General features: G+C 61.6%; 19 protein-coding genes. 17 read left to right on the forward strand and 2 right to left on the reverse strand.

The features are described 5' to 3' along the window. Genes waaC through ACZ5M5_RS02720 form a run of 6 tightly spaced genes read left to right on the forward strand, consistent with a single transcriptional unit; the run spans position 1 to position 5914 of the window. Positions 1-1059, forward strand: a complete 1059-nt coding sequence (gene waaC, locus ACZ5M5_RS02695) for a lipopolysaccharide heptosyltransferase I (RefSeq protein ID WP_060739473.1) — start codon at positions 1-3, stop codon at positions 1057-1059. After that, entirely contained in the window at positions 1059-2183 is a 1125-nt protein-coding gene (locus tag ACZ5M5_RS02700; protein WP_060739472.1) for a glycosyltransferase family 4 protein, read from the forward strand. Before waaC ends, ACZ5M5_RS02700 begins: the two co-directional genes overlap by 1 nt. Next, positions 2180-2986, forward strand: a complete 807-nt coding sequence (gene rfaP, locus ACZ5M5_RS02705; RefSeq protein ID WP_060739471.1) for a lipopolysaccharide core heptose(I) kinase RfaP — start codon at positions 2180-2182, stop codon at positions 2984-2986. Before ACZ5M5_RS02700 ends, rfaP begins: the two co-directional genes overlap by 4 nt. Next, a complete protein-coding gene (locus ACZ5M5_RS02710) occupies positions 2986-3720 on the forward strand; it encodes a lipopolysaccharide kinase InaA family protein (protein WP_060739470.1) in 735 nt (244 codons plus the stop codon). The genes rfaP and ACZ5M5_RS02710 overlap by 1 nt, the downstream gene beginning before the upstream one ends. Continuing rightward, positions 3717-4469 (forward strand): lipopolysaccharide kinase InaA family protein, encoded by a 753-nt coding sequence (locus tag ACZ5M5_RS02715; protein ID WP_464738552.1) that lies wholly within the window; start codon positions 3717-3719, stop codon positions 4467-4469. Before ACZ5M5_RS02710 ends, ACZ5M5_RS02715 begins: the two co-directional genes overlap by 4 nt. Continuing rightward, a complete protein-coding gene (locus tag ACZ5M5_RS02720) occupies positions 4469-5914 on the forward strand; it encodes a lipopolysaccharide kinase InaA family protein (RefSeq protein WP_464738553.1) in 1446 nt (481 codons plus the stop codon). Before ACZ5M5_RS02715 ends, ACZ5M5_RS02720 begins: the two co-directional genes overlap by 1 nt. Positions 5915-6073: 159 nt before the next feature. Here ACZ5M5_RS02720 and ACZ5M5_RS02725 read toward each other — a convergent pair whose 3' ends face one another. Beyond that, positions 6074-6460, reverse strand: coding sequence for a hypothetical protein (locus ACZ5M5_RS02725; protein ID WP_060739467.1), 387 nt, complete (start codon positions 6458-6460; stop codon positions 6074-6076). Between the two features lie 615 nt (positions 6461-7075). On the opposite strand from ACZ5M5_RS02725, the gene ACZ5M5_RS02730 reads away from it, so the two are divergent. From ACZ5M5_RS02730 to ACZ5M5_RS02760, 7 genes are all read left to right on the forward strand, one after another. After that, positions 7076-8833, forward strand: a complete 1758-nt coding sequence (locus ACZ5M5_RS02730) for a carbamoyltransferase family protein (RefSeq protein ID WP_003197115.1) — start codon at positions 7076-7078, stop codon at positions 8831-8833. Further along, the gene (locus ACZ5M5_RS02735; protein WP_464738554.1) at positions 8817-9947 is read left to right on the forward strand and encodes a glycosyltransferase; all 1131 of its coding nucleotides are present in this window, start codon (positions 8817-8819) and stop codon (positions 9945-9947) included. Before ACZ5M5_RS02730 ends, ACZ5M5_RS02735 begins: the two co-directional genes overlap by 17 nt. Continuing rightward, positions 9947-10843 (forward strand): antimicrobial resistance protein Mig-14, encoded by an 897-nt coding sequence (locus ACZ5M5_RS02740; protein WP_103309036.1) that lies wholly within the window; start codon positions 9947-9949, stop codon positions 10841-10843. The genes ACZ5M5_RS02735 and ACZ5M5_RS02740 overlap by 1 nt, the downstream gene beginning before the upstream one ends. Before the next feature lie 8 nt (positions 10844-10851). Next, positions 10852-12252, forward strand: a complete 1401-nt coding sequence (locus ACZ5M5_RS02745; protein ID WP_464738555.1) for a PIG-L deacetylase family protein — start codon at positions 10852-10854, stop codon at positions 12250-12252. A gap of 84 nt (positions 12253-12336) precedes the next feature. Continuing rightward, positions 12337-13293 (forward strand): glycosyltransferase family protein, encoded by a 957-nt coding sequence (locus tag ACZ5M5_RS02750; RefSeq protein WP_060739463.1) that lies wholly within the window; start codon positions 12337-12339, stop codon positions 13291-13293. Positions 13294-13348: 55 nt separating this feature from the next. Further along, positions 13349-14113 carry a hypothetical protein gene (locus ACZ5M5_RS02755; protein WP_060739462.1) on the forward strand — a complete coding sequence of 255 codons (765 nt, stop codon included), beginning with the start codon at positions 13349-13351 and terminating at the stop codon, positions 14111-14113. 48 nt (positions 14114-14161) lie between these two features. Continuing rightward, positions 14162-15265: a glycosyltransferase family 4 protein gene (locus tag ACZ5M5_RS02760; RefSeq protein ID WP_060739461.1), complete on the forward strand. Its 1104-nt coding sequence runs from the start codon at positions 14162-14164 to the stop codon at positions 15263-15265. Here ACZ5M5_RS02760 and ACZ5M5_RS02765 read toward each other — a convergent pair. Next, a complete protein-coding gene (locus ACZ5M5_RS02765; RefSeq protein ID WP_060739460.1) occupies positions 15251-15856 on the reverse strand; it encodes a BUD32 family EKC/KEOPS complex subunit in 606 nt (201 codons plus the stop codon). The two genes, ACZ5M5_RS02760 and ACZ5M5_RS02765, sit on opposite strands and share 15 nt — an antisense overlap. A gap of 107 nt (positions 15857-15963) precedes the next feature. On the opposite strand from ACZ5M5_RS02765, the gene ACZ5M5_RS02770 reads away from it, so the two are divergent. From ACZ5M5_RS02770 to cysC, 4 genes are all read left to right on the forward strand, one after another. Further along, positions 15964-17136: an O-antigen ligase family protein gene (locus tag ACZ5M5_RS02770; protein WP_464738556.1), complete on the forward strand. Its 1173-nt coding sequence runs from the start codon at positions 15964-15966 to the stop codon at positions 17134-17136. A gap of 15 nt (positions 17137-17151) precedes the next feature. Beyond that, positions 17152-18957 (forward strand): lipid A export permease/ATP-binding protein MsbA, encoded by a 1806-nt coding sequence (msbA, locus tag ACZ5M5_RS02775; protein WP_060739458.1) that lies wholly within the window; start codon positions 17152-17154, stop codon positions 18955-18957. A 329-nt stretch (positions 18958-19286) separates the two neighbouring features. Then, positions 19287-19991, forward strand: coding sequence for a sulfotransferase family 2 domain-containing protein (locus tag ACZ5M5_RS02780; RefSeq protein ID WP_060739457.1), 705 nt, complete (start codon positions 19287-19289; stop codon positions 19989-19991). After that, complete coding sequence (gene cysC, locus ACZ5M5_RS02785; protein ID WP_060739456.1) at positions 19984-20592, forward strand: adenylyl-sulfate kinase; 609 nt, start codon at positions 19984-19986, stop codon at positions 20590-20592. The genes ACZ5M5_RS02780 and cysC overlap by 8 nt, the downstream gene beginning before the upstream one ends. Positions 20593-20619: the final 27 nt, after the last annotated feature.

A 20619-nucleotide genomic window follows, 5' to 3' on the forward strand; every position in this document is an offset into this window, starting at 1 on the left:
TTGCGGGTATTGCTGATCAAGACCTCTTCGCTGGGGGATGTGGTCCACACCCTGCCGGCGCTGACCGATGCGGCGCGGGCGATTCCGGGCATCAAGTTCGATTGGGTGGTGGAAGAAGGCTTCGCCGAAATCCCCACCTGGCACCCGGCCGTGGGCAAGGTCATCCCGGTGGCGATCCGGCGCTGGCGCAAGAACCTCTGGCAAACCATCAAGAGCGGCGAATGGCGACGCTTCAAGCAGAGCGTGCGCGCCGAAAAATATGACTTGGTGATCGACGCCCAGGGCCTGCTGAAAAGCGCCTGGCTGACCCGTTACGTCAAGGCGCCAGTGGCCGGGTTGGATAAAAACTCGGCGCGTGAGCCCCTGGCGGCGCGCTTTTATTCCCGGCGCCTGGCGGTGGCCCGTGGTCAGCACGCGGTCGAGCGCGTGCGCCAGCTATTCGCCGTGGCGCTGGGGTATGACTTGCCGCAGACGCTGGGTAACTACGGCCTCGATGTCGACCGGCTGGTGGAGTTGCCACGCCCATACCCCTACGTGGTGTTCCTGCACGGCACCACCTGGGAGTCCAAGCATTGGCCCGAACTTTACTGGCGCCAGCTCACTGAGCGCATGGGGCAGTTCGGCGTGGTCGTCAAACTGCCGTGGGGCAACCCGGCCGAAAAGGCCCGGGCCGAACGCATCGCCAGCGGGCTGCGCAACGCCTTGGTACTGCCGAAGCTGAACCTTGGCGGCATGGGCAAGGTACTTGCCGGCGCCCAGGCCTGCGTGGCTGTGGACACCGGCCTCGGGCATCTGGCCGCGGCCCTGGACGTGCCGACCATTTCGCTGCTCGGCCCGACCAATCCGGTGCTGACCGGTGCCTATGGCAAGGGCCAGATTCACCTCGCCAGTGATTTCCCCTGCGCGCCGTGCATGCAGAAACACTGCACTTACCCGCCGACCGCCGAAGATGCCCGGCGGTTTGACCTGAAACGCGAGCAGCCCCTGTGCTTCACGCGTCTGAACCCCGAGCGTGTTGCCAGCCACCTGAGCACGTTATTGGCTGAGGAGCCGCGCTGATGCAATTGGCTTTTGTCCTTTACAAGTACTTCCCCTTCGGTGGCCTGCAGCGTGACTTCATGCGCATCGCCCTGGAATGCCAGCGACGCGGTCACCAGATCCGTGTCTACACGCTGATTTGGGAAGGTGACGTGCCGCCCGGCTTCGAGGTGCTGGTGGCGCCGGTCAAGGCGCTGTTCAATCATCGCCGCAACGAGAAACTCAGCGCGTGGATGGAGGCCGACCTGGCCAAGCGCCCGGTGGACCGTTTGATCGGCTTCAACAAAATGCCCGGCCTGGACGTGTACTACGCGGCCGACGGCTGTTTCGAAGACAAGGCGCAGAACCTGCGCAACTCGCTGTACCGGCGCTGGGGTCGCTACCGGCATTTCGCCGAGTACGAGCGGGCCGTGTTCGCCAAGGATGCAAAAACCGACGTACTGATGATTTCCGAGGTCCAGCAGCCGCTGTTCATCAAGCACTACGGCACACCGCTGGAACGCTTTCACCTGCTGCCACCGGGCATCGCCCAGGACCGCCGGCGGCCCGTCGATGCCGATCAGATCCGCGCCGCGTTCCGGGCCGAATTCGAGCTGGCCGACGACGACCTGCTGCTGGTACAGATCGGCTCGGGGTTCAAGACCAAGGGCGTGGATCGCAGCCTCAAGGCCCTGGCCGCGTTGCCAGCCGAGCTGCGAAAACGCACCCGGCTATTTGTAATTGGCCAGGACGACCCCAAGGTATTCCAACTGCAGAGCGCCGCGCTGGGTCTGGGCGACAACGTGCGGTTCCTCAAGGGCCGCAGCGACATCCCGCGTTTCCTGCTGGGCGCCGATCTGTTGATCCATCCGGCGTACAACGAGAACACCGGCACCGTACTGCTCGAAGCACTGGTGGCCGGGTTGCCGGTACTGGTCAGCGCGGTGTGTGGGTACGCCCATTACATCGCCGAGGCCGACAGTGGCCTGGTGTTGGATGAGCCGTTCGAACAAGCCCAGCTCAACGAATACCTGGGCCGCATGTTGAACGATGCCGATGCCCGGGCGGCCTGGAGCCGCAATGGTCTGGCCTTCGCCGAGACGGCCGACCTCTACAGCATGCCGCAGCACGCGGCCGATGTGATATTGGCGGAGCACGCACAATGAAGTTGATGCTGGCCGAACCGTTCAAGAGCCTTTGGGCCGGACGCGATGCGTTCACCGAAGTCGAAGCGCTCAAGGGCGAGGTCTATCGTGAACTGGAAGCCCGGCGCACCTTGCGCACGGAGGTGGACGGTCGCGGCTTTTTCGTGAAGATCCACCGTGGCATCGGTTGGGGCGAAATCTTCAAGAACCTGTTCACCGCCAAGCTGCCGGTCCTCGGCGCAGGGCAGGAGTGGAAGGCTATCCAGCGTTTGCAGGAAGCCGGCGTGCCGACCATGACCGCTGTCGCCTACGGCGAGAAGGGCAGCAACCCGGCGGACCAGCACTCGTTCATCATCACCGAAGAGCTGGCGCCGACCGTCAGCCTCGAAGATTTCAGCATCGACTGGGTCAAGCAGCCGCCACAACCGACGCTCAAGCGTGCGCTGATCGCCGAAGTGGCACGCATGACCGGCATGATGCACCGCGCCGGCGTCAATCATCGCGACTGCTATATCTGCCACTTTCTGCTGCACACCGACAAGCCGGTGACCCCTGGGGATTTCAAACTCTCGGTGATCGACCTGCACCGCGCCCAGACCCGTCCTGCCATCACCACTCGCTGGCGCAACAAGGACCTGGCGGCGCTGTATTTCTCGGCGCTGGACATCGGCCTGACCCGCCGCGACAAGCTGCGTTTTCTCAAGGGCTATTTCCAGCAGCCGCTGCGGCGGATCCTCGCCGAAGAGGCGTCGTTGCTGGCCTGGCTCGAAGGCAAGGCCAGCAAGCTGTATGCCCGAAAGCTGCGGTACGGGGACGCGCTCTGATGTCGGGTTGGAATCTGGAACCGGAGTACGTCGAGCTGGCGGAGGATTTTGGCAGCCTGGAAGCGGTGTTCGCGTTGCAAGGGGAGCGTTTGACCCGAGACCCGTTGTCGGAGGTGATCCGGGTGCAGCGCAACGGCGTGAACTATTACGTCAAGCGCTACGTTGGTGCCGGCAAAGGCTTGCGACGCTACCTGGGCAAGCCACGGGTCAAGTCCGAATGGCAGAACCTCAAGCGCTTCGCCAAATGGGGCATTCCCACCGCCGAAGTCGTGGGCTGGGGCTTGGAGCGAAACGGTGCGAGCTACGCCCGTGGCGCGCTGATCACCCGCGAACTGCCCCACACCGAAGACCTCTCGGCGCTCGCCGAGCGTCACGATTCGCGGCTGGCGGACCGTGCCTGGGTCGATCATGTCAGTCGGCAACTGGCCGGCTATACGCGGACCATGCACGACCACCGCTTCACCCATAACGATCTGAAGTGGCGCAACCTGCTGATCGACGACCGCTCGCAGCTGTTTCTGATCGACTGCCCGAACGGGGATTTCTGGCGTGGCTTCTGGCTCAAGTACCGCATCACCAAGGATTTGGCATGCCTGGACAAAGTGGCCAAATACCATTTGTCGGCCACGCAGCGCCTGCGCTTTTACCTGCAATACCGCCAGCGCGACCGGCTCGATGCGTGTGACAAGAAACGCATCCGTCACGTGGTGAGATTTTTCGAGGGGCGTGAATGACTGACTTTCTGGCCGCTGAAGACCAAGCGTTGTTGCAACGCCATGGCCTGGACAGCTTCGAGGCCTTGTGGGCGCGGCAACTGGATGCGGTGGACGAACCCAATACCTCGGGTGATGGCTGGAGCAGCGTATTCCGGCTGGAGCTGGACGGGCAGGGCTATTACCTCAAGCGCCAAAGCAATTACCTGACCCGGACCTGGTCCCACCCTTTTGGCGAGCCGAGTTTTTCCCGGGAGTTTCGCAACATCAGTCGTTATCGGCAGTTGGGGATTCCGGCCCTGCAAGCGGTGTTCTATGGCCAGCGCAAGGTGGAGGGCGAGGTGCGGGCGATCCTGCTGACCCGGGCCCTGGACGGCTGGGACGACCTGGACTCGCTGTTGCAACGCTGGCCGAGCCTGACGGCGACGCAGCGCACCACCGTCCTCGACGCCTGTGGGCTGTTGGCGCGGCGCCTGCACGGCATGCATCAGGTGCACGGTTGCTTCTATCCCAAGCACATCTTCCTGCAAGCCACCGCCGACGGTTATCAAGCGCAATTGATCGACTTGGAGAAGACTCGGCCGCTGCTGTTTGGTCAGCGTGACCGGGTCAAGGACCTGGAGCCGCTGTTGCGGCGCGCCTCCATCTGGAGTGATGCCGATGTACGCCAGCTGTTGTCTGCCTACCTGGCCCAACCGTTCGATGCCGGGCTGGTCGACAGCTGGATGGAGCGCCTGAGCGCCCGGCGCAGCCACAAGGGAGCCCGTTGATGCATTTGTCCGAATTGAAGAATGCCGGCCGCAGCCCCAGCCTGCCATTGAGCCTGGAACTGGCCGACGCCGCCGGCCCGGCGCGATTGCAGCTGCTTTCTCTGTTGCGGGTGTTGCCGGGGCAGCGCTATGTCGGGGCGGGCATCTGGCGTGGTCGGCCGGTGCTGGCCAAATTGTTGGTGGGCAACAAGGCCGCCCGGCACTTCCAGCGGGAACTGCAAGGCGTGCGCTTGCTGGCGGAGCAAGGGCTGACGACGCCGCTGTTGCTCGCCGATGGCTTGAACGAGGCTGAAGGCGGCTGGTTGTTGTTCGAATTGCTCGAAGGCGCCGAGAGCCTGGGGGAGGCCTGGCAACGGGTCGAACACCTGCCCTTGCTGGCCGACGAACAGACGGCGGTGCTGGCCGAAGCCCTGGGCGCCATTGCGCAACTGCACGGCAAAGGCCTGTGGCAGGAAGACCTGCACCTGGACAATCTGCTGCGCCACGACGGCAAGCTCTACTTGATCGACGGTGCCGGCATCCGCGCTGAAACCCCGGGGCAACCGTTGTCGCGGCAGAAAGTCCTGGAAAACCTGGGGGTGTTTTTCGCCCAGCTTCCCAAAGCTCTCCAGCCGTTCAATGAAGAGCTGTTGGTGTATTACCTGTTGGGCAACGCCGAACACGCGCTGCCCATGGAAGCGCTGCAAAAGCAGATCGACAAGGTGCAGGCCTGGCGCCTGAAGGACTTCCTCGAGAAAGTCGGGCGCGAGTGCAGCCTGTTCAGCGTGCAGCGCGGGGCGTTCGGCTTGCGGGCGATCCGTCGGGAGGAAGAAGCGGCCATGACGCCGGTGCTGGAGCAGGCTGATGCGCTGCTCGATCAGGGCCATCTGTACAAGACCGGCGGCGCAGCCAGTGTCGGCAAAGTCGAGGCGAACGGTCGCACCTTGGTGATCAAGCGCTACAACATCAAGAACTTCGCCCACTGGCTCAAGCGCTTCTGGCGCCCGAGCCGCGCTTGGCATTCCTGGCGCGAAGGCCATCGCCTGGCCTTCCTCGGCATTGCCACGCCCAAGCCACTGGCCTTGCTGGAAAAACGTTTTTTGTGGCTGCGCCGCGGCGCCTACCTGGTCACCGAACACCTGGCGGGGCCGGACATCATCGAGCGCTTCGGCCCTTACGTGCAGAGCGGTGAAGCCCCCGAAGCCGAGTTGCTGGCGCTGGATCGCTTGTTCGCCGACCTGATCCGCGAGCGCATCAGCCATGGCGACTTCAAGGGCCACAACCTGTTCTGGCAGCACGACCGCTGGGCGCTGATCGACCTCGATTCCATGTGCCAACACCGCACCCAGGCCAGCTTCGCCCCGGCGTATGCGCGGGATCGGGCACGGTTCATGCGCAACTGGCCTGAGGGCAGCGCGTTGTATCGAGTGATCGATCAGCGGCTGCCACAGAGGCTCGAGGGGTGAAACTTGAGTAAGGGGGCAGGAAGATTGAACGCATGTATCTGTTCCAGGATTGACTGGCTCCGCAAGCGCTGATTTATTCGAGCGGCAAGACCTGATGTCCATACCGATATGCGCCGGTATATAGGTTTGATTATCGAATAAATCAGCGAGTTGCAGGGTTTAAAGATCTACTGTAAAGGCATAGTAGCCATTGCCTTCATCTCGTTGAGTCAATTTCTGATAGGGGCTATTGGGATCCCACTGAACAGTTTTTACGTCATAGCCAGTAAGTTGTACCCAGAGATTGTAGTAGCCTGCTTTTATTCTTACGGTCCCGTCCCCCTGCTGTTGAACTTCAAAACTTATCGATCCGCTGCCGTCGGTAGCGCTCTTTGACGTCATTATGCTCCCGTCGCCTACGGTAGTCAGTACAAAGCCGTCCGGATTTATGAGGTGATGAGAACCGTCGGCTGAGGGCTCCAGCCTGAGTTGCTGGGCCGCATGGCCGGGTTCATAGGCGCGGGACTCGGTTCCATTACCGCCAATTGTTATCGCGTATGTGGTCATGGTGGGTTTCCTGTGGTGTTTGAAGTATCGCACTCCCGATTTTCACTGTTTCCTGAGCCTGCTCAACTGTCATTCTTTACAGTGGCGATAGGCGGTTATTTGATTTTTATAATGACTGGCTTTTGCCGGTATTCTATTTGGCTATTGACTCTTTAACGCGCCATGAGCGCTCGCTTGGTATGTTGCGAGACGCCTCATTGTTCGGCGCACCGGACGATAGCGTTTCGCAGCGAATGATGGGCAAGGGTTCGGTATAGGAAAAGGTATAAATGTTCGAGCGCAAACCCCACAGTTTCGGAGGGCGAAAGGAGCACGATTGAGTGCCGGGTTGTTTTTTATTCTTTAAACATGGAACTCGAATGAGGCTCACCGAGGCCAGGACGTCGACCGCAAATCCCAGGCCAGCACTCCGCTTGCAGGGATCATGTTGGTGGTCCGCAGCTGTCAATGTACATATGTCGTAAGTCGCCACGAAGCTTGCGTCTCACCGCTAGAGGTTTGAGGCGGCTTTTAAGTTATAATCGCCCCCTTTGGCTGCCCCGCGCCCTGGCGCGCGGCACATCAACTTTTTCGAGGCGCTTGTCGCCCGTATGCAGACATAAGAGGCTAGACCCTGTGGCATTGACGATTCTTGGCCTGTCCGGCGCCCTTAGCCATGATCCTTCCGCAGCGCTGTACATAGACGGCAAGCTGATCGCGGCGGCCGAGGAAGAGCGCTTCGTACGCGATAAACATGCAAAGAACCGCATGCCCTACGAGTCGGCAAAGTTCTGCCTGGAACAAGCCGGCATCAAGCCTTCCGACGTCGATGTGGTGGCGATTCCGTTCGCCCCGATCAGCCTGTTCGGCGAAGCGCGCTGGCACTACGCCAAGCGTTACTGGTACGCGCCGGATCGGGCTCTCGATGCGATCCTGATGGGCAACCGTCGCTACAAGCGCTATCGCCGCAAGATCGTCTGGTGCCTGGAGCAACTGGGCTTCGATCCGAAGAAAATCAAGATCGAGCCGGTCGAGCACCACCTGGCCCACGCCTCCAGTGCCTACCACTGCTCGGGCTTCCAGGAAAAAACCGCGATCCTGGGCATCGACGGCAAGGGCGAGTACGCCACGACCTTCTTCGGCTACGGCGAAAACGGCAAGATCCACAAGATCAAGGAATTCTTCGACCCGGACTCCCTGGGCGGCCTGTACGGCGCGATCACCGAGTTCCTCGGTTTTGAAATGCTCGATGGCGAATTCAAGGTCATGGGCATGGCGCCCTACGGCGATGCCACCAAGTACGATTTCTCGCGCCTGGCCTCGTTCGAAAACGGCGAGCTGGTGATCAATACCGACTACGCCAACGTGATTGGCCTGCGCCGCTATAAAGAGAAGGGCAAGGGCTTCTATTTCTCGCCGAAGCTGATCGAATGGCTCGGCCCGAAACGCGAAGGCGACATCGCCGACGAGCCGTACATCCACTACGCGGCGAGCATGCAGGCGCTGTTCGAGAAGCTCGCGCTGCAAATGATCGACCACTACCTGGGCGACGTGCTCAAGGAAACCGGCAAGCTGGCCTTCGCCGGTGGTTGTGCGTTGAACGTCAAGCTGAACCAGAAGATCATCGCCCGTGACGACGTCAAGGAGCTGTTCGTGCAACCGGCTTCCGGTGACGCCGGTACGGCGGTGGGTGCGGCGGCGTATGTGTCCCACGCCCGTGGCGTGCCGGTGGAGAAGATGGAACACGTCTACCTCGGCCCGGCCTACAGCAACGAAGACGTGATCGCCGCGTGCGCCCGTCATCCGAGCAAGCCTGCCTGGCGCAAGATCGACAACACCCCCGAGCGCATTGCCAAGATCATGGTCGACGGTAACCCGGTGGCCTGGTTCCAGGGCCGCATGGAGTTTGGCCCGCGTGCCTTGGGCGGTCGCTCGATCATCGGGTGCCCAAGCGCCAGCGGCGTGGCTGATCGGATCAACGAACAGATCAAGTTCCGCGAGCGCTGGAGGCCTTTCTGCCCGTCGATGCTCGACACCGTTGCGCCGCAGATGATCAAGGTCGATCACCCGGCACCGTTCATGACCTTCACCTTCGAAGTGGCCGAAGAATGGAAAACCCGCGTGCCGGAAGTCGTCCATGAAGACGGCACCTCCCGGGCCCAGGTGCTCAAGCGCGAATACAACCCGCGCTACTACGACATGATGAAGGCCCTGGAAGTGTTGACCGGCAACGGCGTGTCGCTGAACACCTCGCTCAACCGTCGTGGCGAACCGATGATCTGCTCGCCGACCGACGCGCTGAACATGTTCTTCGGTTCCGACCTGCAGTACCTGATCATGGAAGACATCCTGGTGGTCAAAGACGGCGTGGACGCTTATGACACGCTCGGCTGAGCGACATGTGCTGCAGTTCTGCCACGGTTATGACGGGCCGTTCCTGGACTGCGCCCGTCAGTACGCCAGCTTGTTCGCAGGCACCGGCTATCGCGTGACCACAGTGTTCCTCACCGGGGCGGCCGATGCCGAAGTCGCTGCCGCCTGTGCCTCGGACGAGGTGCTGTTCATGGAATACAGCTCCAGCGCCATTCGTGGCCTGAAGCTGGGCGCCATCGGCGATCTGCGCAAGATCGCCGCCTCGCGCAATTTCAGTTTCTGCATTGCCCATCGCTTCAAGCCGATCTACATCGCCCTGCTGGGTACTCGCTTGCCGGTGATTGGCGTGCACCATGCCTTCGGGGACTACCAGCGGCGCACTCGCCGGTTGTTCGCCCACGTTTACCGCAAGCGCCTGAGCCTGCTCGGGGTTTCCGATGCGGTACGTGACGACATGCGCCGCTGCCTGCCGAAATGGCCGGCTGCCCGGATCCAGACCCTCTACAACCGCATCGACCTTGATGCCGTCCAGGCCAGCCTGGTCTCCCGGGAGGAGGCGCGGCATACGCTGGGGCTGGATACGGACACCTGGATTGTCGGCAATGTCGGCCGTCTGCACCCGGACAAGGACCAGGCCACACTGTTGCGCGGCTTTGCCGCAGCGCTGGGGCATCTGCCGGTCAACAGCCAGTTGGCAATTCTCGGCAAGGGCCGTCTGGAGCAGGACCTCAAGGCACTGGCCCGAGAGCTGGGCATTGCTGATCGTGTGCTGTTCCTCGGCCAGGTGCCCGAAGCGCGCCGTTATTTCCGTGCTTTTGATGTGTTCGCCCTGAGCTCCGACCATGAACCGTTCGGCATGGTGCTGCTCGAGGCCATGGCCGCCGGCGTACCGTTGCTGGCCACGGCCTGCGGTGGTGCCAAGGAGGTGGTCGAAGGCGTTGGCATCCTGTTTCCGCTGGGCGACGCCGAGCACATGGCCCAGGGGCTGCAGCACCTGGCGGCCATGGACGATCTGCAGCGTCGCCAATGCGCCGAGCTGATGCTCGATCGCTTGCGCGAACGTTTTTCGGATCGCGCCGTACGCGAGGCATTCTGGCGTTTGCCCCAAGTCACCGAACTGGCGCCGAGGTCCTGATGCTCAACCGATTCCAAGGCTGGCGCGAGCGCGGCTGGACCGCCGTCGATGCGTCGATTTATGCCCAGGCCTGGCAGCGTTTTGGCGGCAGCGTGGCCACTCATCCCCTGGTGGTCGAGCGCCTGGCGGCCCTGGCCGGGATTCCCGTGCGTTACCTGGCGTTCGAGCAGGGCGGTGAGCTCAAGGCGGCCATACCGACCTGGGGCCGCGACCTGGCGCTGTCCAAAGACGTGCTCAAGCGCAGCGGCAAGAAGGGCTTGTTCGACCTGGGCAATGCCGAGCTGATCCTGCCGGCGGCGCCCGACGCGCAAGCGCCGTTGCGTCATCGTGGACGTTACCTGTCGGCCCTCAACGAGGGGCGCTTCAGCGGCTTGAAGTTGCAGCAGGAACAACTGGCCATGGCCCGCACGCCGGAAGAGCTGTCCAAGAAGTTTCGCTACAACCAGCGCCGTGAACTGCGTTTGCTGGAAGAGGCGGGCGGGGTGGTGCGGCCGGTCGGCGAGTTTTCCAGCGCCGAGCTGGCCTCGATCTACTGCGACCTGTTCCTGCGTCGCTGGGGCTTTGCGGCCACCGGTGCCGAGCGCATGGGCGAGGTGATCGAGCTGCTGCGCGAATGGCTGATCGGCTCGGTGATCTTTCTCAACGATGCGCCGATTGCAATCCAACTGGTGTATCGCGTCGAAGCGCCCGAGTGGATCAGCGTCGAGTACATCAACGGTGGCGTCGACCCGCAGACCCGCGAATTCAGCCCCGGCAGCGTGTTGAGCTTCCTCAACACCCAAAGCGCCTGGGAGCACGCCCGTGCCGCCGGCAAGCCGTTGCGTTTTTCATTCGGTCGGGCGGACCGGGAATACAAGGACCGTTGGTGCAACCCCGTGCCGGTGTTTACCGTATGAACCCACCCATGAGTCGCAAGCAACAGTTACTCAAGCGCCACCGTCGCAACAAGCGCGTGGGGTTGTTACTTGCCCTTGTGGTGTTGGTGTCGCTGGGCGTCGGGGTGGCCTGGTGGCTGCCCCTGGTACTGGCGGTGCTGGGCTGGATCGCCCACGAAGCGTGGTTCGCCGATCACCTGTTCTATTCGCCCCGGGACGATTACCAATACAGCTTCCCGCCGTTCACCCAGCAACCCAAGGTGCATTTGAATGCCGGGCGGCTTCGGTTGGACGAAGGCGTGATTCTGGATGATGGCGCGACGCTGATCCTCGCACTGCGGATCAAGAGCACCTGGCTGGGACGTTTCATCGACCCGCTCGTCGAGTTGTCGGGGGGTGAAAGGGACCTGCAAACCTTCGAGCGCGGGGTCAATGGCCTGCGCTATCTCAACCTCAGCGAGCAGGGCCCGGCGTTGTCCCGGGGCGAGCTGCGCCTGCGCGGGCGTCATTGCCGTTTGCTGGGCGAGCCGACGCTGTGGTCCTTCACGCCGCCACCAGTGCAACATCAGCGGGTGATGGTCATCGCTCCCCACGCCGATGATGCTGAGCTGGCCGCCTACGGTTTGTACAGCCAGGCTGACGAGGCCTGGATCGTGACGCTGACAGCGGGTGAAATCGAGGCCGGGCATTATCGGAAGATGGGCCTGGACAGCGTCGAAGCCGCGCGACTCAAGGGCCGTTTGCGAGCCTGGGACAGCATTGCCGTACCCCGCTGGGCCGGCGTGCCTCAAGCGCACTGTGTGCAGTTGGGTTACTTCTGCCTGCAACTGGCGGCGATGCAGGCCGCGCCGAGCCAGCCCCAGGGCTCTCGCGAGGCGGGGCTGAGCGATACCCGGCTGTTCCGCCAGTTGAACCCGTTCGCCCTGCCCGGCGATGACGACGGCGCGCCAACCTGGAACAACCTGCTGGCGGACCTGCGCGTGCTGCTGCTCAAGGCGCGCCCCGAAGTCATTGTATTGCCACACCCGACCCTTGATCCGCACCCCGATCATCTCTGCGCCCATCATGCCGTCCTGCAAGCCCTCGAAGGCCTGGAGTGGCAACCGACCACGCTGTTGGGCTATGCCAATCACCTGCACGACAATGACCGCTGGCCCATGGGTGATGCGGGTGCGGGTATTGCGTTGCCGCCGTGTTTCGAGCCGGCCCTGCCGATGCAGCCTGTCAGCCTGCCGCTGGCCTTGCCTGGGCAACGCGACAAGGCCATGGCGCTGGGCATGATGCATGACCTGCAACCGCGCGCGCCGTTCAAGCGCCGTCTGCGCCGTGGCATCCAGCGTCTGCTGGCGGGGCGCTCGGGCTCGGTGTATGGCGAGAACGAATTTTTTCGCAAGGCTGTGCGTCGCCATGAACTGTTCTGGCGGCTGTAGAGGCCCAAGGCGGGGCATCTTTGCGCTACGGCGCAAACCGGCCTCCGGTTATTTATCAAGTCGTTCGGTGCCGCAAGGAAAACGATGAAAGTTCTGTTTCTGGTGCAGAAAGAACAGCGGGCCATCCTGGACCGACTCTACGAAGGCGTGGCCGCTCATTGCGAGTGCGACCTGCGCTGGCTCGACAGCAAGGAACAACGCAACCTGCGGGGGTATTTCCGCCAGCATGTGGACGTATCGCGCTATGACCGGATCATATTTTTCCTGCGTTTCAAGCAGGAAATTCGTCAGGCCGGCTTCATCCGCACGATCCCCAACCTGGTGATCCTCGAGCACGATGCCTACCAGAATTACATTCCGTGCAAATACACCGGAAAATTCAGCGCGCATTACCGTCGCCTGCCGTGGGTACGGGTGATCAGTTCCGGCTTCGTGGTGACCGAACGTCTGCGTGGCGAAGGTTTCGATGCGGTATTCGTGCCCAAGGGCTACGATCAGTCGTTGTTGCAGGATCAGGGGCGTGAACGGGATATCGAGTTGGCCTTCGTCGGCAGCACCAACAGTGTGGCCTATAGTGGGCGCAAGGCGCTGCTGGATGAGCTTGGCCAGGTTGAGCCTCTGGTCGTGACCCGGACCAAGTCCGGCGAAGAGTATTGCGAGACCCTCAACCGTATCCGCTTTTTCGTCAGTGCCGACGTGGGCATGGGCGAATTCATGATCAAGAATTTCGAAGCCATGGCCTGCGGCTGTGTGCTGCTGGCGTTCGATCAGGGCATCGAAGAGGCGCGGGCGCTGGGGTTGCAGGACATGCATAACGTGGTGTTGTACCGTGACATCCCGCAACTCCAGGAAAAGCTTTCCCGGCTGCGCGCCGACCCCGAGCTGGCGCGCAATGTGGCGCACAACGGCCAGAAGCTGGCGCTGGAACAGTTCAGTTTCGCGCGCATTGGGCAGAAAATCGTTGAAGCATTGGCGCCGCCGCTGCGGCCTCGTGCCCCGTTGAGTCTGCTGGAGACATTGCGCCTGAAGCTGGGCGTTTGATACGAACCGTTGAGCCATCCGGTGTTCAGATGGCGTTTGACTAAATGGTATTTCAGTGCAGTTTTCCGACGATAGTGACATTACCCTGGTGGTAACCAGTTGCGGCCGGCTCGATCTGCTCAAGCAGACCCTGGAGAGCTTCGACCGTTTCAATACCGCGCCGATCCGTGAGGTCTTCATTACCGAAGATGCCGGCGACGAAGGCGTGCATGCCGTCATTCCCGCTCACTGGAAGGACCGCACGACGGCCTTCGTCAATCGACCGAAGCTGGGGCAACTGGCTTCGATCGACCTGGCGTACGAGCATGTCAAGACGGCTTACATCTTTCATTGTGAGGATGACTGGGCGTTCTATCGTCCGGCGTTCGTGGAAGATTCGCGCACGATCCTGGAGCAGCGACCGGATGTTCTTCAGGTGTGGTTGCGCAACTATGTCTACGATTTGTGCGTACACAGTCCCTACATCCGCCTGGGCGAGCGTGAAGTCATTGGCGGCGTGCCCTGTTATCCATTGATTTCAGACAAGGCCGAATGGCAAAGCTTCTCGCTCAATCCTGGCCTGCGGCGGTTGAAGGAGTATCGGCTTTGTGCCCCTTTCGCCGGTTTCGGCGGTGAAAAAGCCTTGTCGCTTCGTTATGCCCAACTGAACTTGACGGCGGTCACGCTCGAAGGGGATGCTGTTTTGCATACCGGATTCGGGGTCCATGTGGAAGTGCCCGTGGAGCGCCAGCGCAAGGCTCGCCGCAAGCGCCGCGAGCAGATCAAGTTGTCCTTGGTTCTCTTGCTCGGAGTCTGTATTGGCTGGCTTATCAACTACTGAATGCCGCGAAGCATGAATCCTGGTCCGCGATAAAAGGTTTGCTGCTCGATGAGCATTATCAATGTCATGTGGGCGGGCGGTGCACCGTTCGCTTCGGTACACAAGGTCCATAATCAGATTCTCTCGCGGATGGAACCAGCGATGCCTGTCAAGACATGGCTCTTGCAGGGGACGGCGGCTGCCTGCCAGATCGATGTCGGGGCGACGCTTGAGTGGAATATGACATCGGCCCGGCTCAAGGGCCGACACGTCTGGCGCCTGCTCAAACCCCTGATGCGCAGTCGTTTCCGTCAGGCGTTGCTCGACAGCGATGCGCGGGTGGTATTGCTCGATGGCATCGGCGTGGCCCGTACCTTGTTGCCGGTCCTCAAGGCTATGCCGCAGATCCGCGTGGTGGTGATTTTCCATGGTGCGACACGCCTCAACCCTTCGGGTCGCGAACTGTTGCGCGGCTTCCCTGCCTCCCGCCTGACCCTGGCAGCGGTATCCCAGACCCTGGCGACATCGCTTCAGGACGAGTTGGGCATGCAGGTCGCTGCGCTGCGTAGCGCGTTCGATCCGGCGCAATTCCAGGCCGCGCTGTTGCCTCGCGAAGCGGCACGTGCCCGACTGGGTTTGCCTGGCCCGCAGATGCGCATATTTGGCGCGGTGGGACGGCTGGTGGACAGCAAGGGGTTCGCCTGTCTGTTGGAGGCCTTTGGCCGGGTAGCGGCCCACCATCCCGATTGGCGCCTGGTGATTGTCGGCGAGGGGCCGAGGCGCGAAGCGCTGCAAGCGCGGATCGCCCGGCCGGACCTGGTCGGCAAGATCTTGCTGGTCGGGCATCTGGAGGATGTGGCGACACTCTATCGGGCATTTGACTGGGTGTTGATCCCGTCCCTGGACGAGGGCCTTGGGCTGACTCTCCAGGAGGCTGTCCTGGCTCGTGTCCCGGTGCTGGCCAGCGAACTTGCGGTCTTTCGTGAACAGTTGGGCGACACCGGCTGGTATGCGATGCCCAACGACGAAAGCGGTTGGAGCGAGGCGATCGAACGAGCGGCGCAGGCTTCGGCCGATACGGTCGCCGCGGCCCAGTACCGGGCACTGGCCCCTGACGAGGCCTGGTCGAGCTTCAGCCAGGTCGCGCGGCAGTTGATCTCAGGCAGCCAGTAGGGCGTTCTCCAATGCTTGCATCGGAAAGCTCTCGTTCAGGTTCTCTCGGGCAATATAACGAGCGAAATGCTGCAAGTTGCGACGTGCCAGGTAGCGTGGCAGCGGCGAACGCAGGAAGCGCATGTCGGCCACATCGATCAGCCCCAGTTGGTTTTCAGGCGTGACTACGATGTTGCCCAGGTGCAGCGAGCGAAAATAAATACCGCTGGCATGCAGGCTGCGGATCAACTCGACAAGTGCTGGAAGGGTATGCTGCCAGCTGAAATTTTCCTGATTCGATAATTGACGCAGGGTTTTACCGGGAAGCGGTCGATACAGTACGGCGGTCATGCCGGGTTTTTGCAGTTTGTAGAGGGCCAGCACTTGGAGGGTCGGTACGCCGAGTTTCTGCAGGCGGGCCGCATTATTGATGAATCGCGTTGAATAAGGCCTTAGCAGGGCCGAAGAAAACAGCCGCTTGCGGCGAAACAGCTTGAGGATATTCCCATCCTGCAACAGATAGACTTTTGGGCCGTAGCTGTCGGCCTCCAGAATGCTGGCGCCTTCAATCAATTGATTCAAAGCGGCTTGGGGAAGCCGTGAGGATTGCATCGTAGGGAAACCTTGTTGAAAGAACCGGTGCCGTGGCGGGCCATGATGCCCAAAAGTTTTTGTTTTCACCATGCCGGTTTGGCTGGTAGACCGTTTAGGAGCGTTAGATGCAGGCAACACGTTGGGCACAGGGCTGGATGGCCTTTGGCTTGTTATGGTTTTTGCTGGCGATAGCCCTGGCACCGACCAACAAGATTTATCAACAAGGGTTGGTTGCATTTGTCTGGCTGCCGGTGATCGTCTTTGCCTGGCCGGCCCGTCATCGGCTGGCAGAGTTATGGCGTGCCCAGCGCGTGATCTACACGGCGTTGCTGGCGCTGATGGCCTGGGCCCTGGTGACACTGGCCTGGGCCGAAGTGGCAGAGCCTGCCCGCGAAGCCAAGCGATTGATCTACATCCTGGCGTTCCTGTTGTTTTTCCCGATTTTTGCCAACGGCCAACCCGAACGCGTGATTCGCGTCATGCAATGGGGTGGCCTGGGGCTTGCGCTGACGGCCTTGATGGCCATCATCCATTTCTACGGGTATACGAACCATCCCTGGAATGCGCGCCTGCAAGGGCTGGGGGAGTTGTCCCATCCCATCCTCGGCGGCTATGTGATCGGGTTGGCGGCGATCTGGATGTTGCATTGGATGCCGCGTCATATGGGGCTGCAAGTGCTTTGGGTCGTGGCCTTGGGGCTGTTGGGGATATTCGTGGTGGCGAGCCAGAGTCGCGGCGCTGCGCTGGCCTTGCTGCTCAGCGTGTTGGCCATGCCGCTCTATTGTCGGGACCAGCGGGTCCGGATTATCGCCGCCACGACCCTGGTGCTGGCCATGCTGACCTTCTGGTTGCTCGAGCCGCTGGTCATGGCGCGCGGTGCTTCCTATCGGCCCGAGATTTTCATGTCGAGCCTGCACATGATTGCCGAACGCCCATGGGGTGGTCTTGGCGTGGCGGCCGACTATCGGGTTATCAGCCACGGCCTCAAGTTCGATCACGCCCACAATCTGTTCAGCCATGTCGCCATTCAACTCGGGCTGCCGGGGCTGCTGCTGTGGTGCATTGTCTGGTTCGGGGTGTTGCGCGAAGCCTGGCGTGCCCGGGAAAGCCTGCTGGGTCGGGGCGTGCTCGGCATGTGGGTGTTTTCGTTCCTGGCAATGCAGTTCGATGCCGCGAGCCTGACCGGAACCCCTCGCGCCGAATGGTTCATTACCTGGCTGCCAATTGGCCTGGCCAGCGTTTTGACCTGGGCGCAGGCCAATGCCGGTGGCTGTGATAAAATTCCGCGTTCTTCCTAACCAGTGAGCCCGACGATGAGTGACGCACCGCCCAAAGCGGAACAGGATTCCAGCCTGAAGATCTATTTTCGGTTGCTGGGATACGTCAAACCCTACGCGGGCATTTTTCTGCTGAGTATCCTGGGTTTCGTGATATTTGCTTCGACCCAGCCCATGCTGGCCGGGATTCTCAAATATTTCGTCGACGGCTTGAGCAACCCCGATGCGGTGCTCTTTCCCAACGTGCCGTACCTCAAAGACTTGAAACTGCTGATGGCGGTGCCGCTGCTGATCATTCTGATCGCTGCCTGGCAGGGCCTGGGGTCGTTCCTGGGCAACTATTACCTGGCCAGGGTTTCCCTGGGGCTGGTGCATGACCTGCGGGTCGAGTTGTTCAAGAAGTTGCTGGTGCTGCCTAATCGCTACTTCGACACCCACAACTCCGGCCATCTGATCTCCCGAATCACCTTCAACGTGACCATGGTCACCGGTGCGGCCACCGATGCCATCAAGGTGGTGATCCGCGAAGGTCTCACCGTGGTGTTCCTCTTCGCCTACCTGGTGTGGATGAACTGGAAGCTGACCCTGGTGATGTTGGCGATCCTGCCGCTGATCGCGGTCATGGTCAGCAGTACCAGCAAGAAATTCCGCAAGCAGAGCAAAAAGATCCAGGTGGCCATGGGCGACGTGACTCACGTTGCCTCCGAGACCATCCAGGGCTACCGCGTGGTGCGCAGCTTCGGCGGCGAGGCCTATGAAGAGCAGCGCTTTACCAGCGCCAGCCAGGGCAACACCGACAAGCAATTGCGCATGACGCGTACCGGCGCGGTCTATACGCCGATGCTGCAACTGGTGATCTACACCGCCATGGCGGCCCTGATGTTCCTGGTGCTGTTCCTGCGCGGTGACGCGACGGCCGGTGACCTGGTGGCCTACATCACGGCTGCCGGCTTGCTGCCCAAGCCGATTCGCCAACTCTCGGAAGTCAGCTCCACCATCCAGAAAGGCGTGGCCGGTGCCGAGAGCATCTTCGAGCAACTGGACGTCGAGCCGGAGGTCGACGGGGGGACGGTCGAGCAGGAACGGGTCAGCGGTCGTCTCGACGTGCGCAACCTGAGTTTCACCTACCCCGGTGCTGACCGCGAGGTGCTCAAGGACATCAGCTTCAGCGCGGCGCCCGGGCAGATGATTGCGCTGGTGGGGCGTTCGGGCAGCGGCAAGTCGACCCTGGCGAGCCTTATCCCGCGCTTCTATCACCACGAGGTCGGCCAGATCCTGCTCGATGACGTGGAAATCGAAGACTACCGCCTGCGTAACCTGCGTCGTCATGTCGCCCAGGTGACCCAGCATGTCACCCTGTTCAACGACACGGTGGCCAACAATATCGCCTACGGCGACCTGGCCGGTGCGCCACGGGCCGACATTGAGAAGGCGGCCCGGGATGCCTATGCGATGGACTTCATCGAGCAGTTGCCCAATGGCCTCGACACCGAGGTGGGCGAAAACGGCGTGCTGTTGTCCGGCGGCCAACGCCAGCGCCTGGCCATTGCCAGGGCATTGTTGAAGAACGCGCCGCTGCTGATCCTCGACGAGGCCACCTCGGCGCTGGACACCGAATCCGAGCGGCATATCCAGGCTGCGCTGGACCAGGTGATGAAAGGCCGTACGACCCTGGTCATCGCCCACCGTTTGTCGACCATCGAAAAGGCCGACCTGATCCTGGTGATGGACCAGGGCCGGATCGTCGAACGAGGGACCCATGGCGAGCTCTTGGCGCAGAACGGCTACTACGCGCGCCTTCATGCCATGGGGCTGGACGCTCCCGCCCAGAATATCGCCTGAGTTCCAGGCCCCAGGCTATGAGCCGGCCTGTTTCTCTCGGCCGGCTTCGCTCCCACAAGTCCGGTGTTGGACACACATGTTGCATGCACCTCAGAACCAATGTGGGAGCGAGCTTGCTCGCGAAGGCGGTGTGTCTGCGCCGATGGTATTGAATGTGTCGATGCCATCGCGAGCCCGCTCGCTCCCACTGAGTTTGTATCGAAAACTTTACCTGCGTTGACCAATCCACAATAAATCCGCGATTCGTGACTGCTAAGGTTTGGCTCCAGGACTTTCCTGAACCAACTCCAGTCATCGAGGGGGGGCATCCCTCCCGCGCGGGTGTTTGAATGCTGCAACGCTATCTCTGGAAGCTGCTGCCCAAGTCGCAGCGCTCCTTTCTGTTGGGGCGCCTGTCGGTTGTCGACCGACAGGTCGTGAACAAGTCGATGTCGGCCAATTGCCGTTTTCCCGAGGCGTTTGCCCAACGCGCCTGTCTGTTCATCCATGTGCCCAAATGCGCCGGCAGCAGTGTTTGCGTGGGGCTTTTCGATGGCTATAGCCCGGGCCACCTGCCGCTGTATTGGTACGAAGAGCAGTTTGCGCAGCAGTACGCCGCCAGTTTCAAATTTGCCTTTGTTCGCGATCCGCTGGAGCGCGCGTATTCGGCCTATGCTTTCCTGCGGGGCAATACGTTGGGCGCGCGCGATCAGGCGGCGCAGAAGATGGTGGGCCAATACCGCGACTTCGATGATTTCGTCGCGCGATGGCTGCACCCGGAGAACATTACCCGGCAATTGCATTTCGCCGCCCAGACGGATTTCCTCATCGATTCCCTCGGCCACCTGGCGATGGACTTCATCGGCTACCAGGAATATCTGGACCGGGACTATCAGCGAGTGTGCGAACACCTGGGAGTGGTCGCGAGGTTGCCCCATGTGAACCACAGCTGGCAGCGTGCCACGGTGCCGGTCAGAGACATTTGCTCAGTGCGGACCCGTCGACTGGTGCGGCGGGTGTACCAACGTGATTACGAGATGCTTGGTTATGAATGAAACGTCAAACGTATCGATGCAGCAGGCGCAGATTCGTCCTTATGCACAGGCGCTCACGCCGGCGGATCGGGCGGCCATCAAGGCCCAGCGGCCGCGCTGCATCTGGCTGACAGGATTATCGGGGGCGGGCAAGTCGACCCTGGCCAATGCCTTGGAAGTGCAGCTCAACCAGCAGGGCTTGCACACCTCCCTGCTCGATGGCGACAACCTGCGCCAGGGGTTGTGCCGGGGCCTGGGCATGGATGCCGAGTCCCGCAAGGAAAATATCCGCCGTATCGCCGAGGTCGCGCGCCTGATGGTCGATGCCGGCCTGATCGTCATCGTTGCGGCCATCTCACCGTTTCGTGCCGACCGGGAAGCTGCCAGGCAGTTGTTTCCCGAGGGCACCTTCGTGGAGGTTTATGTGAGTACACCTTTTGACGTCTGCGCCCGGCGTGACCCCAAGGGGTTGTACCGCGAGGCCTGTGCCGGGCGGATCAAGAACTTCACCGGGCTCGACAGCCCCTACGAGGCACCCCTTGCGCCAGACTGCGCGATCGATACCAGCGAGGTGGAGCTGGCCCAGGCCTGTGCGCGGCTCTCGGCGTTGCTGCAAATCTGATGGAGCGAACGTCCTGGCTTCGCGTTG

Source organism: Pseudomonas sp. Van50, assembly GCF_055390755.1.

Coding starts and splice junctions, on each gene's coding strand:
- ACZ5M5_RS02700 (WP_060739472.1), top strand. CDS start 1,059: ATGCAATTGGCTTTTGTCCTTTACAAGTACTTCCCCTTCGGTGGCCTG.
- rfaP (WP_060739471.1), top strand. CDS start 2,180: ATGAAGTTGATGCTGGCCGAACCGTTCAAGAGCCTTTGGGCCGGACGC.
- ACZ5M5_RS02710 (WP_060739470.1), top strand. CDS start 2,986: ATGTCGGGTTGGAATCTGGAACCGGAGTACGTCGAGCTGGCGGAGGAT.
- ACZ5M5_RS02715 (WP_464738552.1), top strand. CDS start 3,717: ATGACTGACTTTCTGGCCGCTGAAGACCAAGCGTTGTTGCAACGCCAT.
- ACZ5M5_RS02720 (WP_464738553.1), top strand. CDS start 4,469: ATGCATTTGTCCGAATTGAAGAATGCCGGCCGCAGCCCCAGCCTGCCA.
- ACZ5M5_RS02725 (WP_060739467.1), bottom strand. CDS start 6,460: ATGACCACATACGCGATAACAATTGGCGGTAATGGAACCGAGTCCCGC.
- ACZ5M5_RS02735 (WP_464738554.1), top strand. CDS start 8,817: ATGACACGCTCGGCTGAGCGACATGTGCTGCAGTTCTGCCACGGTTAT.
- ACZ5M5_RS02740 (WP_103309036.1), top strand. CDS start 9,947: ATGCTCAACCGATTCCAAGGCTGGCGCGAGCGCGGCTGGACCGCCGTC.
- ACZ5M5_RS02745 (WP_464738555.1), top strand. CDS start 10,852: ATGAGTCGCAAGCAACAGTTACTCAAGCGCCACCGTCGCAACAAGCGC.
- ACZ5M5_RS02750 (WP_060739463.1), top strand. CDS start 12,337: ATGAAAGTTCTGTTTCTGGTGCAGAAAGAACAGCGGGCCATCCTGGAC.
- ACZ5M5_RS02760 (WP_060739461.1), top strand. CDS start 14,162: ATGAGCATTATCAATGTCATGTGGGCGGGCGGTGCACCGTTCGCTTCG.
- ACZ5M5_RS02765 (WP_060739460.1), bottom strand. CDS start 15,856: ATGCAATCCTCACGGCTTCCCCAAGCCGCTTTGAATCAATTGATTGAA.
- ACZ5M5_RS02770 (WP_464738556.1), top strand. CDS start 15,964: ATGCAGGCAACACGTTGGGCACAGGGCTGGATGGCCTTTGGCTTGTTA.
- msbA (WP_060739458.1), top strand. CDS start 17,152: ATGAGTGACGCACCGCCCAAAGCGGAACAGGATTCCAGCCTGAAGATC.
- ACZ5M5_RS02780 (WP_060739457.1), top strand. CDS start 19,287: ATGCTGCAACGCTATCTCTGGAAGCTGCTGCCCAAGTCGCAGCGCTCC.
- cysC (WP_060739456.1), top strand. CDS start 19,984: ATGAATGAAACGTCAAACGTATCGATGCAGCAGGCGCAGATTCGTCCT.